Here is a 16,795-nt window from a genome sequence, read left to right as displayed (position 1 = left end):
TGGCCGACGGGAGCGTCGTCGCCCCCCGGGCGGCCGCTGCGCTAGGCCGATACGCCCGCCTGGCGACCCGGGGGCGTGGGGGCAAGCCGGATGCGGTCACCGCCATCGGCCATCGCGCCCCGCAAGGCGGTCAGCGCGGACGATATGGCTTCCTCGAGTGCGGCGGGTTCGGCGCCGTCACCGACCATCGCGACGCCCACGCTGATCGTCATGCGCTGGCCACTCATCTCCGGATCGATCATGCGCTCGGATGACAGGGCGCGCAGGCGGGCGGCAACGCGTTCGGCGGCCTCCTCGGTGGCGGCCGGAAGGAGGGTGCCGAGCACATCGGGTTCGACATGGCCCGACAGGTCCCCTGCGCGCGTCGTGTCGCCGATACTGCCGGCAAGGCTGCGAAGCATCTCGGCGGCCTGGCCCGGGCCGCGATGTGCGCGCAGGTCGTCCAGGCCGTCGATGCTTGCCACCAGGAACATCGCCGGCGCCGCATCGCGCCGGCAACGGGCGAGGGCAGGGATGATCTGGCGCAGCAGGAGCGGATGGTTGGGCAGGCCGGTGGCATGGTTGAAAGGTGCGTCGCGCGCCGCGGCGCGGGCCTGGCCGTCGCGCCGGTGCAAGCTTCGCAACTGCAGCAGGATGACGAGCGGCAGCGCCGCCTGGGGCACCAGTCGAACCAGTGCGAGCCAGCCGGACCCCGGGGATGCCGCGATGGCGTCGATGCCGACAATGGCCGCATTGACCAGCAGGACGATCGCCCCAAGTCCGGCCAGCATGGCCCTGCGCTGGTCGTGGCGCGATTGCAGCGCCGTGCGCACCGCCAGCGCCGCGCTGGCCAGGGTCAGCAGCAGGACGGCAACCTGCGTCGCGACAAGGGCGGCGGCGGCAGGGCTCAAGGCGAAAAACTCATGTCACGGCGCCAATCCAACCCGGCGCTGCTCGGGCTGTGGATCCGGCCTGCGTTGCGTCTGGTGTCCGATGATAGGACGGGCAACGTTAACAGCGCCAGCACCTCCGGCCCGTGCCGTGCCGTGAAGCGCCGTCGCATCGGCTTGGCCGCCGGCCATCAGGTCGGGTCGCGCAGCACCCGGTACAGGGCCGGGATCGCCAGCACGGTCAGCAGCGTGGACGACAGCAGCCCGAACAGGAGCGCCACCGCGAGACCCTGAAAAATCGGATCGGCGAGGATGAAGCCGGCACCGATCATCGCCGCAGCGGCCGTCAGCGCGATCGGCCTGAAGCGCACCGCGCCGGCCTCAAGTGCCACTGCGCGCAGGCTGCGTCCCGCACGGGGCGCGTGCCGCATGAAATCCACCAGCAGGATCGAATTGCGCACGATGATCCCGGCGAGCGCGATGAATCCAATCATCGATGGCGCGGTGAAGGGGGCTCCGGTCAGCGCATGGCCGAGCACCACGCCGGGCAGAGCCAACGGCACCGGTACCAGCACCACGAGCGGCAGCAGGAACGACCGGAACTGTGCCACCACCAGCACGTAGATGCCGAGCAGGGCAGCCGCGAAGGCCGCGCCCATGTCGCGGAAGGTGATGCGGGTGACCTCCCATTCCCCGTCCCACAGAAGCACCGGGCGCGCCGGCGCGTCCGGCTGGCCGGCGAAGTGGATCTCCGGCGCGCCCGGCGCGGCGGCGAGCGCATCCGCCACGGCCAGCATGCCGTAGACGGGCGCTTCGTAAGCGCCGGCGAGTTCGGCCATCATCATCTCGGCCGGGCGGCCGTTGCGGCGGTAGATCATCGGCGAGGCCGGCTCCTGCCGCACCTCGATCAGCGATCCGAGCTCGACCGGCCCGCGCCGGCCGGGCACGGGCGTGGCGAGCATCCGCTCGCCCAGCACCAGCTGGTCCTTCGGCAGCCGCACCATGATGGCAAGCGGGTTGCGCCCCGCGCCACGATGCGACCAGCCGGCCAGCACGCTGCCCAGCAGGGCGCGGATGGTGTCGTGCACCGCCGCTTCCTCGACCCGGTGGAATTCGAGCTGGTCGGGCAACAGGCGCAGGCGCAGCCGCGTGCCGGGGTCGGCGATGGTGTCGTCGATATCCACCAGGAAGTCGATGCTCCGGAAGGCCTCGCGCACCGTCGCCGCCGCGGCGCGGCGCGTCTGCGGGTCCGGGCCGTCGATCTCGGCGAGCAGGGTCGCGAGTACCGGCGGCCCGGGCGGCACCTCCACCACCTTGAGCCGCGCGCCTTCCGGCAGCGGCATGGCGCGCAGGCGCTGCCGCACATCGAGGGCGATGGCATGGCTTGACCGCGACCGCGCATGCCGGTCGGTCAGCTGCAGGTCGAGGTCGCCGAGCCGCGGCGCCTGCCGGACGAAGCTGTGGCGCACCAGGCCGTTGAAGTTGAAGGGCGCCGCCGTGCCGGCGTTGAGCGTCGTGGCCTCGACCTCGGGCACTGCGCGCAGCAGATCCGCCGCCGCGATCAGCGACCGTTCCGTTTCCTCAAGGCTGGTGCCGGCCGGCATGTCGAGCATCAGCGCCAGCTCCGACTTGTTGTCGAAGGGGAGCAGCTTGACTGTCACGTCGCGCGTGACGAACAGCGCCATCGAGGCGAGCGTGGCGAAGCCGGTCAGGCCAAGGAAGATCCAGGCGACCGCGCGGCGTTCGATCACCCGCCGCGCCACCGCCCGGTAGATGCGCGCAAGCGGCCCGCCATCGTGCCCGGCATGGGACGCGCCGAGCTTCACCATAAGCCACGGCGTCAGCACCATGGCGACGAAGAAGGAAAAGGTCATCGCGGCCGACGCCACCGCCGGTATGGGCGCCATGTAGGGGCCCATCATGCCGGAGACGAACATCATCGGCAGCAGGGCCACGATCACGGTCAGGGTCGCGACGATGGTCGGGTTGCCGACCTCGGCCACCGCATCGACGGCCGCCGCGGCGCGGTCGCGCCCATCCTGCATCGCCCAGTGGCGGTCGATGTTCTCGACCACCACGATGGCGTCGTCCACCAGGATGCCGATCGAGAAGATCAGCGCGAAAAGCGATACGCGGTTCAGCGTGTAGCCGAGCAGATAGGCACCGAACAACGTCAGCAGGATGGTCACCGGAATGACCACCGCCGTCACCGCCGCCGCCCGCCAGCCGATCGCGAGCCAGACCAGTGCGACGATCGACAGCGTCGCAAGGCCAAGGTGGAACAGCAGCTCGTCCGACTTCTGCTGTGCCGTCGCGCCGTAGTCGCGCGTCAGGTCGGCGGCGATGCCGTCCGGGATCATGGTGCCGGACAGCGCGGCGAGGCGCGCCTGCAAGGCGCGCGTCACCTCCACTGCATTCGCCCCCGGCCGCTTCGCGATGGCGATCGACACGGCGGGGGCCTGCACCCAGGCGCCGCCATCGCCACGCGTCAGTCGCCAGGCGCGCGCCTCCAGCGGGGCCGGCGCGGCCGAGATGCGTGCCACGTCGCCCAGATAGACCGGCCGCCCGTCGCTGGTGGTCAGCAACAGCAGCCCGACATCGGGCACGCCCCGCAGCGTCTCGCCGGCCTGCACGCTCAGCGTGCGACCGTCGTGGCGGACCTGGCCGGCATGGAAGGAACGGTTGGCCCCCTGCAGCTTCTCGATCAACTGGTTGAGCGTGATCCCATGCAGCATCAGCGCCGCGGGGTCTGGCTCGATGCGGATCTCCGTGGGACGGCCGCCGACCAGGTAGGTCAGCCCGACCTGCGGGATGGTCGCGAGGTCGGACAGGACGCGGTCCGCCACCTCATGCAGGGCGGCGTCGTCCCAGCGTGCATCGGCGGCGCGCGGGCGCAGCGTGACCACGGCGACCGCGACATCGTTGATGCCCCGCCCGATCACCAGCGGCTCGGGGATCCCGAGCGGAATGCGGTCCCAGTTTGCCCGCAGCCTTTCATGCACGCGCAGGATCGCCTCGTCCGCGCTGGTGCCGACCAGGAAGCGGGCGGTGACCATCACGGCGTCGTCCTGGGTCTGGCTGTAGACATGCTCCACGCCGGGAATGGCGGTGACGATGGCCTCGAGCGGGCGGGTCACCAGTTCCATCGCGTCGGGCGCGGCGAGGCCATCGGCGCGCACGCTGATGTCGACCATCGGCACGCTGATCTGCGGTTCCTCCTCCCGCGGCAGGGACAGCAGGGCGAGCAGCCCAAGTGCCACCGAAACGACGAGCAGCAGCGGCGTCAGCGGTGACCGGATGAAGGCCTGGGCAAGGCGGCCCGAAATGCCGAGGCTCATGGCCGGATAAGCGCATCGCCGGCGGCGAGGCCGGAGAGGATCTCGATGCCCTCGCCCAGCGGCATGGGCACGGCGCGGCCGCGCTGCACGGGCACCACCGCGCCGGAGGCGAGGCGCACCATGTCCACGCCCGGCCCCGCGATCAGGAAGTCGCGCGGGATGACGATCGCCGGGCGTTGGTCGGCCTGGATGGTCACGCGGACGCGTTCGCCCACGAAGAAGTCGCCGAGACCCGCCACCTCGGCATCGGCCACCACCTGGCCCTGCTGCAGTTCGGGATAGACGAGGCGAATGCTGCCCTCGCCGAGCGGCGGGCCCGTCGGCGAGACCCCGCGCGCCGACCGTGATCGCGTCGCCTGCCTTGAGGAAGCGGGCATGGCGTTCCGGCAGGCGCAGTCGCAGGACGTAGCGGTCGGTGGCGATTGTGGTGATGGGTTCGCCCGGCAGCACGACGGCGCCGACCGTGCCGCGCACCCGCAGCACCCGGCCGGCCTGCGGCGCCAGCACCTCGCCCTCCCGCTGCTGCTGCACGGCGACAGCGCGTTCGGCGCGGGTCGCGGCAATCTGCGCGGCCACCACATCGAGCGTGGTCTGCGCGTCCTCGAGCCGTGCCTGGGTGGCGGTGCCGGTGGCTCGCAGCGCGCGGGTGCGCTCGAGGTCCTGCTGCGCCTGGCGGTGCTGCGCCTCGAGCGCCGCGAGGCGCGCGTCCAGCGCGGCCAATTGCAGCGGCTGCTTGGGGTCGTCGACCACGGCGATGACCTGGCCGGCGGCGACGGCGTCGCCCTCCCGCACGGTGAGCCGGGCCAGGGTGCCGGTGATGCGCGCGCGGGCTTCCACCTCGCGCACGCTTTCGACCGTGGCGAAGACAGGACGCAGGTCGGCGACCGTCACCGGCGCGACGGTGAGGGGCGCCTGCGCGAGTGCCGGCGTCGCTTGGAGCAGCAGGAGAACAAGGAGACGGCGCATGGACGGCGATCCTGATGGTCTGGCGGCCGCAGCCGCGCCGCGGGTGATGCGGGCCATTCTGCCGGGCCGGGTCGTCGGCCCCAGGCTTGGCCTGACCGCCACGCCGCCCGATGACCGGGAGGGGAGGGAACGGCACGGGAGCAACATGACCGGCCCCGCATAGAGTGCGGGAATTCTTATATAGAGAGTTCTAATGTTCTTGCATACGCGCGCCGGCCGGCCGGCGTCTTGATCCGCATCAAGGCCCACAAGGCGCCCGGCCGCCCGCCGCAGTCGCCTACCGCCCGGTCACGACGCCCATGACCGTGCCATCGATGCCGAGGCTGGCGACCACCGCAGGGGTGGAGGATCGCCGGCGACTGCGGCCAGGGCAGGGGCATCACGCCCGGATGCGCGATCGTTGCGCGGCACGCTGGGCGACTGCCGCCACCAGGGTCCGGCTCGATAAGCGGCGCCGGCCGTCCGGCGGGACCCGATGTCCTGCATTGACAGGTTCACGCTGGGCGCACAGCGCGTCGTCATCGCTCGCCAAGCCGCGCGCCGCATGGGCTGGCGGCACCATGCCGTATGCCTCGGCAATCAGGTCCATGGCGACGAATGGCGGCCAAGCGCATCAGCCGCCGGGCGCTTCAGCGCGCCGGCGAGGCGGAAGGCAAAGGATTAGGATGAGGTGGGATTCGAACCCACGATACGCTCGCGCGTATGGCGGTTTTCAAGACCGCTGCCATAGACCACTCGGCCACTCATCCAGGTGCGGCGGGTTCCGCCTATTCGCCGGCCAGCCTGGCCGCCATCATCGGCGCACCAAGGCGCATCATGCCATGGACATCGGGCGCGCGGTCGAGCGACAGGACCGCATCGGCCAACTGCGCGGCGCGCTCCGAGCCCAGCACGGCATCGGCCAAGCCGTGGAACTTCGCGCGGATCTCGGCCTCGGTCAGGAAGTTGGCCGGCTCGCCCTTGGGGATGTTCACCTTCTTCACGAAGGTCTGGCCGCGCGCCTTCACCGTCAGCTTGCCCGACATGAAGGCTGGGAAGTCGGCTTCGACCTCGGCATCCTCGACCGGCAGGATCTTCTTCATCAGCCCGCGCAGGTCCGCATCCTGCAGCCAGGCGTAGCTGTCCCAGCCGAAATGGCCGCGGGCCAGGGCGCAGGCCACCACGAAGGGGCCGGAGAACTGGCCATCGACGATGTTCTGCGGGTTCTGCTTGTACTGCGTCGGTGCGCCCACCAGCAGCATGCCCTTGTTGGGCAGGCCCATGGTGACGCTCTCGATCTCCTCGGTCTTGAGGCCGAGTTCCGCGCGCAGCGCGAGTGCCGCGTCGACATTGGCATGGCCATAGCGGCAGGACGGGTAAGGCTTCACCGCCGTTTCCATCAGTTCCCAGGCCTTGCCGAGGTTCTCGATCGCGCGCGCCGGGTTCGGGTTCGGCGCATAGGCGCGCAGGAAGCCGGCACGGCCTTCCAGCGCCTCGCCGGCGCCGCGGAAGCCTTCGCGCGCCAGGGATGCGGCGGCCAAGCCGTTCAGCGCCGACCAGCCCACCTGGAACCGCTTCGTCCAGGCGCCGTTGTTGAGGAATTGCAGGCTGCCCGCCGCCTGGGACAGCGCGATGCCGAAGGCATCCTCGACCTGCGCCGCCGACAGGCCGAACACGCGCGCGGCGGCGGCGGCGGCCCCGAAGGCCCCGCAGGTCGCCGTCGGGTGGTAGCCGCGGTCGTAATGGTCCCCACCCGGCAGGGACAGCGCGAGCCGGCAGGTCACCTCATACCCGGCGACGATCGCGCCCAGCACGGTGCGGCCATCGGCCCCGACCATTTCGGCCGCGGCGAGCGCCGCCGGGATCACCGGCGCGCCGGGGTGCAGCGTGCCGGCCGCATGGGTGTCGTCGAAATCGAGCGAATGCGCCGTGGTGCCGTTGACCAGGGCCGCCCCGGCCGGGGTGTAGCGCGCCGAGTCGCCGAACACTGCCGCCGAACCGGCCGCCAGGCCCAGGGAGCGCGCCGCAGCCAACAACGGCGCCGTGCTCTCGGCATCGTGACGGCCGCGCAGCATGTTGCCCACCAGGTCGAGCACCAGGAAGCGGGTCCGCTCCTGCACCTCGGCCGGCAGCGTTTCGAAGCGGATCGCCGCGGTGAAGGCAGCAAGGTCGCGCGTTACGGCAGCCATGGCGTTTGTCCTCCGGTCTATCGCGACGCTTGTAGCACTCCCCGCGCGACGGCCAAGGCATGCAACAGGTGTTTGCGTCGCGCGGGGACGCATGGCACCTGAGCGCCATGATCACGCGCCGTATCCTCCTCGCCGCAGCGCCGCTCGCCGGCTGTGCCGCCTCGCCCTCCGCCGTCACGACGCCGTCGGCCGCGACCCTGCCGGCCCCGGTTCCGCCCCAGGCGGGAGAGCCGGAGTACCAGACGGTCGCCTCGGTCCCCTTCGAACGCTTCGTCGAGGGGGTGAAGACTGAGGGGCGGCGGCGCGGCCTGTCGCAGGCCATGCTGAACACCGCCTTCGCGGGCGTGCGGCCGAATCAGCGTGTCATCGAACTCGACCGCCGCCAGGCCGAGGGTGGCATGCAGTGGGAGGAATATCGCGACCGAATCATGGTCTCGCCGACCCGGGTGCAGAACGGCCGGCGCAACTATGCCGAGAACGCCGAACTGCTGCGCCGGATCGAGCAGCGCTTCCGCGTCTCTCCGCGCGTCATCGTCGCGATCTGGGGGGTGGAGACGAATTTCGGCGGCAATACCGGCGGCTTCAAGGTGGTCGAAGCCCTGGCGACGCTCGCCTGGGAAGGCCGCCGGGCGTCGTATTTCCGCACCGAGCTGTTCGCCGCGCTGAAGATCCTGGATGACGGCCATATCCGCAACGACCGGATGACGGGCTCCTGGGCGGGCGCGATGGGCCAGCCGCAATTCATGCCGACCAATTTCGAACGCCTCGCGGTCGATTTCGACGGCGACGGGCGGCGCGACATCTGGGACAGCAAGGCGGATGCGCTGGCCTCCATCGCCAACTACTTCAACCGCAATGGCTGGCGGGAGGGTGAATCCTGGGGCCTCGCCGTCACGCCGCCGCCGGGCTTCACCCTGCAGGGCGCGGATACCGAGACACGGCGGCCGATGCGCGACTTCGCCCGGCTGGGCTTCCGCACCGAGGCCGGCGGTGCCCTGCCCGACGGGCCGGAGGCGCAGGTCGTTCTGCCCAATCGCGGCAATGGCCAGGTCTTCCTCGGCCACCACAATCTGCGGGTGATCCGCCGGTACAACTCGCCGGTGAACTATGGGCTTTCGGTCGGACTGTTGTCGGATCGGGTGGCTTGAAGGCGCGCGTCCTCCTGCCGCTGCTGCTGGCCGCCGCCTGCAGCACGCCGCAGCCGCGCTACCTGGTGGGCGAGGCCTACAGCCTCGGCGGCGTCTGGTCCTATCCGCGGGAGGATTTCACGCTGGTCGAGACCGGCCTCGCCACGCGCCAGGCCGGGCCGGGCTGGAATACGCCGACTGCGAATGGCGAGGCCTGGAGTTCGTCCCGCGCACTCGCCGCGCACCGGACGCTGCAACTGCCGGCCGTGGTGACGGTCACTAATCTCGAGAACGGGTCCTCGCTGACGCTGCGGGTCAATGACCGCGGGCCGGTTAATCCGGGTCGCGTCATCGGCTTGTCGGACCGCGCGGCGGATCTGCTCGGCATCCCTCCCGGCGGTGCGGCGCAGGTGCGCGTCGCAGTGGACGGGGACCGCAGTCGTGCCCTGGGCGAGGGCGTGCTCGGCCGGCCGCCGGAAGCGATCGCGATCGAGGCCGCTCCGCGCGCCGCCGTCGCGTCCGAGAGCCTGGCACCGCCGCCCGGCGCGCGTGATGCGGGCCAGCGCAGCGTTGCCGTGCCGGTAACGGCCAGTGCGGCGCCGGTCGCGGCCTCCGCGCCGGCACAGGTCGTGCTGCCGGAGACGGTTACGCCCGGCATGCCCAATCCGGGGCGGATCTTCGTCGAGGCCGGCATCCTGTCGCGCGCCGATGCGGCGCAGCGCCTGGCGGCGCGGATCCCCGGGGCGCGGGTCGAGGCCTTCGGCCCGCGGCGGGACCAGCGGTACCGCGTGCGGGTCGGGCCGTTTTCAACCGCCGCCCAGGCCGACGCGACGCTTGAGCGGACTCTAGCCGCAGGAGTATCCGGTGCGCGTATCCTGGTGGATTGAGATGACGCCCCGCAGTCAGGAATGGATCGCATGACCGATCGTCGCACGCTGCTCGGTGGCGCCCTGGCCGGGCTTGTCGGCCCGGGCCTCGCCACGCCGGCCCTGGCGCAGCGCGCGCCGGCGCGCCGTCCGGCATCGCCGACGCGCCCGGCCGGATCGCCGGCGGATACGCCGCTCGGCCCGGTCGATGTCCAGGCGCGCCAGGCGCTGATCGTGGATTTCGCGACCGGGGCGACGCTGCTCGAGAAAAACGCCGACGAGCGCATGCCGCCGTCATCCATGTCCAAGCTGATGACGATGTATGTCGTCTTCGAGAAGCTGAAGGCCGGCCAGCTTCAGCTCGACCAGACGCTGCCGGTCAGCGAGCGGGCTTGGCGGATGGGCGGGTCCAAGATGTTCGTGGACCTCGGCGCGCAGATCAAGGTCGAGGACCTGATCCACGGCGTCATCGTCCAGTCCGGCAACGATGCCTGCATCGTGCTGGCCGAGGGCATCAGCGGCAGCGAGACGCAGTTCGCCGAATTGATGAACGAAACCGGGCGGCGGATCGGGCTGACCAACAGCAGCTTCCGCAACGCCACCGGCTGGCCCGACCCCGAGCACCGCATGACGGCGCGAGACCTGGCGATCCTGGCGCGCCGGATCATCACGGACTTCCCGGACTACTATGCGTTCTACAATATGCGGTCGTACCGCTATAACAACATCACCCAGGAGAACCGCAACCCGCTGCTGTCGCGCGTCGCCGGGGCGGATGGGCTCAAGACCGGGCACACGGAAGAAGCGGGCTATGGCCTGACCGGCAGCGCCAAGCGCGGCGATCGCCGGGTGATCCTGGTGATCAACGGCCTGCCGTCCATGCGGGCCCGTGGCGAGGAGAGCGAGCGCCTGATGGAATGGGCCTTCCGCGAGTTCGAGGCGGTGGTGCTGTTCCGTGCCCAGGACACCATCGAGGAAGTGCCGGTCTATCTCGGCGAACGGTCGAAGGTGCCGATGGTGGGCGGGCGCGACCTGGTGCTGACCCTGCCGCGGCAGTGGCGGTCCCGGTTGCAGGTGCGCCTGCACTACGACGCACCGCTGACCGCCCCGGTCGCACGCGGCCAGCAGATCGGCGAGATGCAGGTCGGCGGGCAGGGCGTGCCGGAACTGCGCATTCCGCTGCTGGCAGGGGCTGATGTCGAGAAGCTCGGCCTGATCTCCCGCATTCCCGCGGTGGTCAGCCAGATGGTCTTCGGGTCGCGCGGCTGACACGCTGGTTTGACGCCGCCCCGATGCGGCGCCAAACGAACGGCTGATGGTGGATCCGGGACGCTTCATCACTCTGGAAGGCGGCGAGGGGGCCGGGAAATCGACGCAGGCGCGGCAGCTTTCCGCGGCGCTGGCGGCGACCGGTCGCGCCGTGTTGCGCACCCGCGAGCCAGGCGGCACGCCGGGCGCGGAACGCATCCGCGACCTGCTGCTCGGCCACGGGCCGTGGGACCCGGTCGCCGAGGCCATGCTGCATTTCGCCGCGCGGCGCGAGCATGTGCTGCGCGTGATCCGGCCCTTTCTGGCCGCCGGCGGCTGGGTGGTCTGCGACCGCTTCGCCGATTCGACGCTCGCCTACCAAGGTGCGCAGGGTCTGCCGCGCGAGGTCTGGACGCGGCTGGCCGAGGTCGCGCTGGAAGGCTTCGCGCCGGACGCCACGCTGGTGCTGGACATGGCGCCGGAGGCTGGCATGGCCCGTGCCGCCGCGCGCAGCGGCGCCGATCGGTACGAACGCATGGGCACGGCGTTCCATGCCCGGGTCCGGGCGGGATTCCTGGCGATTGCCGCGGCCGAGCCGGCGCGCTGCGTGGTGGTTGATGCCTCGGCGGGGCCGGATGAGGTCTTCGCCGGTATCGCCGCCGCCCTGCGCACCCGGCTCGGGGTCGCGCTGTGAGGGCGTTACTTTATTCCTTTAACACTTTAAGCCTTTATTTTGCCCTGGCGGCGCAGGCGGTCAGGCGCTTGTCCTTGATAATATTCCTATATCCTATCGCAGTGGTGTGGCGCAAGGGTTCGCTGCGGCGGGACGGCTTCCGGCGGCGATTGGAGGGGTTCCACCGCATCGGCGCGACGGTAGGCCAGGAGAATTGGAGGGGCTTTGCCCCTCCAAACCACCCCACCAGGGGCCAGCGGGCCCCTGGACCACGGGTTTTTGGCGCCGGGCAGGGGGGCGTTCCGTCGTTGGGGCTTGCGTGCCGTGCCCGACACCAAGCGGGTTTCTGCCCTGCTGCGCGCAAGGGATGGTTTCCCATGGAAACGACACTCCCGCCGGGCACCAAGTTGAGGTTTCCAAAGGCCTTAAGCCTTTGGTGGGGGAGGTCCGGAGGGGGCAAAGCCCTCTCCGGTCCCTCCCTGCAGGCCCTTGTCCCATCGCTTATGCGGCAATGCCCGACATGACCGACCCGCGCGCCACCCCCGACCTGGCCGGCCATGACGCCGCCGCGCTGACCCTCCGGGACGCGGCGCGGTCCGGGCGCCTGCACCATGCCTGGCTGATCTGCGGTGCACCTGGGATCGGTAAGGCGACGCTCGCCTGGCGCTTTGCGCGCTGGCTGTTGGCGGGCATGCCGGACACCACCCCGCCGCTTTTTGTCGACCCGGCCAGCCCGGTGTTCCGCCGTGTTGCCGCCGACACCCATGCCGATTGCTTCACGCTGGAGCCGCACACCGGCGACAAGGGCGTGAAGCGCGTGCTGCGCGTCGATGATGCACGGGATGCGGTGCGCTTCCTGACCCAGACCGCGGCCGAAGGCGGCTGGCGCGTGGTGGTGATGGATGAGGCCGAGCGCGCCGACCAGGCGCAGGTCCAGAACACTCTGCTGAAGACGCTGGAGGAACCGCCGCCGAAGACGGTGCTGCTGCTGGTCTGCTCGGCGCCGCAGAAGCTGCTGCCGACCATTCGCAGCCGTTGCCGGCGGCTGGACCTGAACCCGCTGTCTGCCGCGGAGATGGAGACGCTACTGGCGCGGCTGCTGCCAGAGGTGGCGGCGGGCGAGCGCAGGCGGTTGGCCACGCTGTCGGCGGGGTCGCCGGGGCGGACGATGGCGCTGATGGAGGCGGGTGGGCTCGCGTTGCAGGATGCGGTGGAGTCGAGCCTTGCGGCGCTGGCGAAGGCGGAGGAGGCGCGTGACCACGCGCTGGCGGATCGGCTGGCGATGGATCGCACGGGTGGAGCCTTCGCGATCTTCTTTGGGCTGCTGCGCGGCGCGATCGCGGTGGCGCTGCGCGATGCGGCGCGGGGGCGGCCGGCGCCGGCCTGGATGGTCCGCCATCCGCTTGCCGTCTGGGCAGGGCTGTGGGATAGGCTCGGCACTCTCGCGGACGATACCGAGCGGTTGAATCTCGACCGCAAGCAGGCCGTGCTCACGGGTCTCTCCTGGCTCGCGCGCCCCTGAAGACGGAGCGTCCGGACCCCAGACCGGACACCCCATGGCGAAGCCAAGCATCTACCTCACCACGCCGATCTACTACGTCAACGACAAGCCCCATATCGGCCACGCCTACACGTCGCTCGCGACCGATGTGCTGGCGCGCTTCAAGCGGCTGGACGGGCATGAGGTCTTCTTCCTGACCGGCACGGATGAGCACGGGCAAAAAGTGGAGAAGGCGGCGAAGGATGCCGGGGAGGACCCGCAGGCCTTCACCGACCGCGTCAGCCAGGCCTTCCGCGACCTGACCGTGACGATGGGATTTTCCAACGACGACTTCATCCGCACCACGGAACCGCGCCACAAGGCGGCCTGCACGGCGCTGTGGAACGTGCTGGCGGAGCGCGGCGAGATCTACCTAGGTGACTACGAAGGCTGGTACGCCGTTCGTGATGAAGCATTCTACGGCCCGGACGAGCTGACCGAGCGCGATGGCGTGAAGTACGCGCCATCCGGCGCGCCGGTAGAGTGGGTGCGGGAGCCTTCGTATTTCTTCCGCATGTCGAAGTGGCTGCCAGAACTGCTGCGGCGCTACGACCTGCCGGAGGGCCATCCCGACCGCATCGACATCCAGCCGGAAAGCCGGCGGAACGAGGTGCGCGCCTTCGTCGCGCGGGGACTGAAGGAATTCGGCGAAGGATCTGCGAAGCTGGATCTTTCCGTCTCCCGCACCTCCTTCACCTGGGGGGTGAAGGTCCCGGGGGATGAGAAGCACGTGATGTATGTTTGGGTCGATGCGCTGACCAACTACATCACGGCGGCGGGGTATCCCGAGACGACGAATCCGCGCTGGCGCTTCTGGCCGGCGGATCTGCATTTCGTCGGCAAGGACATCGTGCGCTTCCACACCATCTACTGGCCGGCGATGCTGCTGGCCGCCGGGCTGCCAGTGGCGAAGCGCGTGTTTGCCCATGGCTGGTGGACCAATGAAGGCCAGAAGATCAGCAAGTCGCTGGGCAATGTGATCGATCCGGTGGCGCTGGTGGAGGAATACGGGCTCGACCCCGTGCGCTACTTCCTGTTGCGGGAAGTGCCTTTCGGGCAGGATGGAGACTTCTCCCGCAAGTCGCTGGGAAACCGGCTGAATGGGGAGTTGGCGGATGCGCTGGGGAATCTCGCGAACCGGACGCTGTCGCTGATCCAGCGGAACTGCGAGGGGAAGCTGCCCGAAGCCGGCGATGCGGTGGTGGGCCGTGAATTCCTTGAAGGCGTGGTGGCGCTGCCGAGCCAGGTGCGCGAACGGCTCGACCGGCAGGAATTCCACCTGGCGCTGGAGGCGGTGATGGCCTCGGTGCGCGATGCCAATGGCTACATCACGCTGGAAGCCCCCTGGGCGCTGAAGAAGACCGATCCGGTGCGGATGGGCGTGGTGCTGCGGCACCTGCATACCGCGCTGCGGACCTACGCCACGTTGCTGCAACCCTTCATGCCGGAGACGGCGGGCAGGATGCTGGACCAGCTCGGCGTGCCGGCGGAAGCGCGCGACATCGCCGCGCTGGGCACCGCGCTGCCGGCCGGTATTGCCCTGCCGCCGCCCGCGCCACTGTTTCGCAAGATCGAGCTGCCGGCGGCCTGATCCGATGCTGATCGATAGCCATTGCCACCTCGACTACTTCACCGAGGCGGAGAGCGAGCAGATCGTCGCCCGCGCCAGGGAAGCCGGCGTCACCCGCATGGTGACGATCGGCGTGCGCATGTCCCAGGCGGCGGCGGTGAAGGCGCTGACCGAGCGCTTCCCCGAGGTCTGGGGGACGGTCGGCATCCATCCGCACAATGCCGGGGAGGGCGAATTGCCCACGCCAGAGGCGATCGCCGCCGAGGCGGAGCATCCGCGCATCATCGGCATCGGCGAGAGCGGGCTGGACTACTTCTACGACAAGGCGCCGCGGGAGGCGCAGGCGGAGAACTTCCGCCGGCATATCCGCGCAGCGCGGCTGGCCGGGCTGCCGCTGGCCATCCATGCGCGGCAGGCCGATGACGACATCCTCACCATCCTGCGCGAGGAGCGCGACGCCGGCGGCTGGTTCGATTTCCTGCTGCATTGCTTCAGCAGTGGCCGGGAACTGGCGGAAAAATCGGTTGAAATGGGCGGCTATGTCTCTTTCTCGGGCATCCTGACCTTCCCACGGAGCCAGGACATCCGCGACGTGGCCCGGGATTTGCCGGCGGATCGCCTGCTGGTTGAGACGGATTCGCCCTATCTCGCCCCCGTGCCCTTCCGCGGCAAGCGCTGCGAACCAGGGATGGTCACGCATACCGCCCGGGTGTTGGCGGAGGTGCGGGGGATGGAGATGGCGGCGCTTGAGGATCTGACCAGCGCGAATTTCCGTCGGCTGTTCAGGAAGATGGCGTAACACATTGCTTAAAGTAACGATTCTAGGTTGTGGTGGGTCCGGTGGCGTGCCGCAGATCGGCGGCGAGGATGGCAGCGGTTGGTGGGGTGCCTGCGATCGGGGCAATCCGCTGAACCACCGCACCCGCTCCTCCATCCTGGTGGAGGGCGATGGCAACGGCCGGCTGCTGGTCGATACCGGGCCGGATCTGCGCACCCAGCTGCTGGCCTGCCGGGTCGCGGGGGTGGATGCGATCCTGTTCACCCATGACCATGCGGACCATGTGATGGGCCTGGATGAGGTGCGGATCCTCAACCGCATCGTCGGGCGGCCGCTCGAAGCCTTTGGCACGGAGCGCACCCTGTCGATCCTGAAGCAGCGTTTCGACTATGCCTTCCTGCCTTCAACGGGACCGGTCTTCTACCGGCCGGCGGTGGATGCGGTGCGGTTGCAGCCGGGCGATGCGGTGGCGATCGCCGGCCACCAGGTGCAGACCTTTCGCCAGGACCATGCGGTGATGGAAACCCTGGGCCTGCGGATCGGCGGCTTTGCCTATTGCACCGACCTGGTTCGGCTGCCGGAGGAAAGCCTGGCGCTGCTTCACGGCCTGGATACCTGGGTGGTGGGATGCTTCCAGCGGCGGCCCCACAAGGTGCATGCCAATCTGGACCAGGTGCTGGAATGGGTGGAGATGCTGCGGCCGCGGCGCACGGTGCTGACGCATATGAGCCCCGACCTGGACCATGGCTGGATGACCGCCAACCTGCCGCCAGGCGTCGAGCCCGGGTACGATGGCATGGTCCTGACCCTGACCTGAAACAGGCGGGGCTTTCACGGGGGCGGGGGATGCCCCACATTCGGCACGAACACGGCCGGCTGATTCGGAGCCGCCGGGACGAAAGGACATCATCATGATTCGGGATCGTGACCCGGTCGAAGTCTACAACAATACGCTTGTTCCGATGGTCATCGAGCAGACGGCCCGCGGTGAGCGCGCGTTCGATATCTATTCGCGCCTGCTGAAGGAACGCATCATCTTCCTGACCGGGCCGGTCTTCGATCAGGTGTCTTCGCTGATCTGTGCCCAGCTGCTGTTCCTGGAAAGCGAGAACCCTTCGAAGGACATCGCTTTCTACATCAATTCTCCCGGCGGCGTGGTTTCTGCTGGCTTGGCGATGTACGACACCATGCAATACATCCGCGCGCCGGTCAGCACGGTGTGCATCGGGCAGGCGGCGTCGATGGGCTCCCTACTGCTGACCGCCGGCGCCAAGGGCAAGCGCTATGGCCTGCCGAACAGCCGGATCATGGTCCATCAGCCCTCCGGCGGGGCGCAAGGCCAGGCGACCGACATCGAGATCCAGGCCCGCGAGATCCTGAAGTTGCGCCAGCGGCTGAACGAGATCTACGTGAAGCATACCGGCCAGCCGATCGAGGCCATCGAGCGCAAGCTGGAGCGCGACAGCTACATGTCGGCCGAGGAGGCCCGGGATTTCGGCCTGATCGACCATGTGGTCGAGGAACGACCGGTGCCGGCCTCCGAGACCACGAAGGCGTGATGGACCCGGCCGGTCTGGCCGTGTTTCGCTTTCCCCCCGGGCGACCGGGGGCTACATTCCTGTTGCAGTTCCCCGTACTTGCGGGGAACACGG

General features: G+C 69.7%; 14 protein-coding genes, 1 tRNA gene and 1 pseudogene. 10 read left to right on the top strand and 6 right to left on the bottom strand.

Annotated features, from left to right (window positions below; all coding sequences use genetic code 11):
* Positions 1–41: 41 nt before the first annotated feature.
* The 4 genes and pseudogenes from AAFN86_RS07105 to AAFN86_RS07090 form a co-directional block, all read right to left on the bottom strand.
* Positions 42–890 carry a diguanylate cyclase domain-containing protein gene (locus AAFN86_RS07105; RefSeq protein ID WP_347542576.1) on the bottom strand — a complete coding sequence of 283 codons (849 nt, stop codon included), beginning with the start codon at positions 888–890 and terminating at the stop codon, positions 42–44.
* Positions 891–1,060: 170 nt separating this feature from the next.
* Positions 1,061–4,207 (bottom strand): efflux RND transporter permease subunit, encoded by a 3,147-nt coding sequence (locus AAFN86_RS07100; RefSeq protein WP_347542859.1) that lies wholly within the window; start codon positions 4,205–4,207, stop codon positions 1,061–1,063.
* Complete coding sequence (locus tag AAFN86_RS07095) at positions 4,204–4,584, bottom strand: hypothetical protein (RefSeq protein WP_347542863.1); 381 nt, start codon at positions 4,582–4,584, stop codon at positions 4,204–4,206. The genes AAFN86_RS07100 and AAFN86_RS07095 overlap by 4 nt, the downstream gene beginning before the upstream one ends.
* Before the next feature lie 10 nt (positions 4,585–4,594).
* Positions 4,595–5,173, bottom strand: a pseudogene (locus tag AAFN86_RS07090) (efflux RND transporter periplasmic adaptor subunit); the annotation flags it as partial.
* On the opposite strand from AAFN86_RS07090, the gene AAFN86_RS07085 reads away from it, so the two are divergent.
* Positions 5,172–5,336 carry a hypothetical protein gene (locus AAFN86_RS07085; protein ID WP_347542575.1) on the top strand — a complete coding sequence of 55 codons (165 nt, stop codon included), beginning with the start codon at positions 5,172–5,174 and terminating at the stop codon, positions 5,334–5,336. The pseudogene AAFN86_RS07090 and the gene AAFN86_RS07085 overlap by 2 nt on opposite strands.
* 499 nt (positions 5,337–5,835) lie before the next feature.
* Here AAFN86_RS07085 and AAFN86_RS07080 read toward each other — a convergent pair.
* Together AAFN86_RS07080 and AAFN86_RS07075 are read right to left on the bottom strand one after the other, a co-directional pair.
* Positions 5,836–5,922, bottom strand: a tRNA-Ser gene (locus AAFN86_RS07080).
* Positions 5,923–5,940: 18 nt separating this feature from the next.
* A complete protein-coding gene (locus AAFN86_RS07075; protein ID WP_347542574.1) occupies positions 5,941–7,341 on the bottom strand; it encodes an MmgE/PrpD family protein in 1,401 nt (466 codons plus the stop codon).
* Between the two features lie 107 nt (positions 7,342–7,448).
* Between AAFN86_RS07075 and AAFN86_RS07070 the strand changes: the two genes are divergently transcribed.
* The 9 genes from AAFN86_RS07070 (at position 7,449) to clpP (ending at position 16,702) form a co-directional block, all read left to right on the top strand.
* A complete protein-coding gene (locus AAFN86_RS07070) occupies positions 7,449–8,489 on the top strand; it encodes a lytic murein transglycosylase (RefSeq protein WP_347542573.1) in 1,041 nt (346 codons plus the stop codon).
* Positions 8,486–9,355: an RlpA-like double-psi beta-barrel domain-containing protein gene (locus AAFN86_RS07065; protein WP_347542572.1), complete on the top strand. Its 870-nt coding sequence runs from the start codon at positions 8,486–8,488 to the stop codon at positions 9,353–9,355. Before AAFN86_RS07070 ends, AAFN86_RS07065 begins: the two co-directional genes overlap by 4 nt.
* A 30-nt stretch (positions 9,356–9,385) precedes the next feature.
* On the top strand, positions 9,386–10,603 hold the full coding sequence (locus AAFN86_RS07060) for a D-alanyl-D-alanine carboxypeptidase family protein (RefSeq protein ID WP_347542571.1): 1,218 nt from the start codon (positions 9,386–9,388) through the stop codon (positions 10,601–10,603).
* Between the two features lie 46 nt (positions 10,604–10,649).
* Positions 10,650–11,276, top strand: coding sequence for a dTMP kinase (gene tmk / locus AAFN86_RS07055; RefSeq protein WP_347542570.1), 627 nt, complete (start codon positions 10,650–10,652; stop codon positions 11,274–11,276).
* Between the two features lie 499 nt (positions 11,277–11,775).
* Entirely contained in the window at positions 11,776–12,777 is a 1,002-nt protein-coding gene (locus AAFN86_RS07050; RefSeq protein WP_347542568.1) for a DNA polymerase III subunit delta', read from the top strand.
* Positions 12,778–12,811: 34 nt separating this feature from the next.
* Complete coding sequence (gene metG / locus AAFN86_RS07045) at positions 12,812–14,386, top strand: methionine--tRNA ligase (protein WP_347542567.1); 1,575 nt, start codon at positions 12,812–12,814, stop codon at positions 14,384–14,386.
* Positions 14,387–14,390: 4 nt separating this feature from the next.
* On the top strand, positions 14,391–15,164 hold the full coding sequence (locus AAFN86_RS07040; RefSeq protein WP_347542566.1) for a TatD family hydrolase: 774 nt from the start codon (positions 14,391–14,393) through the stop codon (positions 15,162–15,164).
* A gap of 46 nt (positions 15,165–15,210) precedes the next feature.
* Positions 15,211–15,960: an MBL fold metallo-hydrolase gene (locus AAFN86_RS07035; RefSeq protein ID WP_347542565.1), complete on the top strand. Its 750-nt coding sequence runs from the start codon at positions 15,211–15,213 to the stop codon at positions 15,958–15,960.
* A 94-nt stretch (positions 15,961–16,054) separates the two neighbouring features.
* Positions 16,055–16,702, top strand: a complete 648-nt coding sequence (clpP, locus tag AAFN86_RS07030) for an ATP-dependent Clp endopeptidase proteolytic subunit ClpP (RefSeq protein ID WP_347542564.1) — start codon at positions 16,055–16,057, stop codon at positions 16,700–16,702.
* The last annotated feature ends 93 nt before the right edge of the window (positions 16,703–16,795 follow it).

Source organism: Roseomonas sp. CAU 1739, from assembly GCF_039839775.1.
In the GTDB taxonomy this organism is placed as follows: domain Bacteria; phylum Pseudomonadota; class Alphaproteobacteria; order Acetobacterales; family Acetobacteraceae; genus Neoroseomonas.
This window is presented reverse-complemented; position numbering and strand designations above follow the sequence as displayed.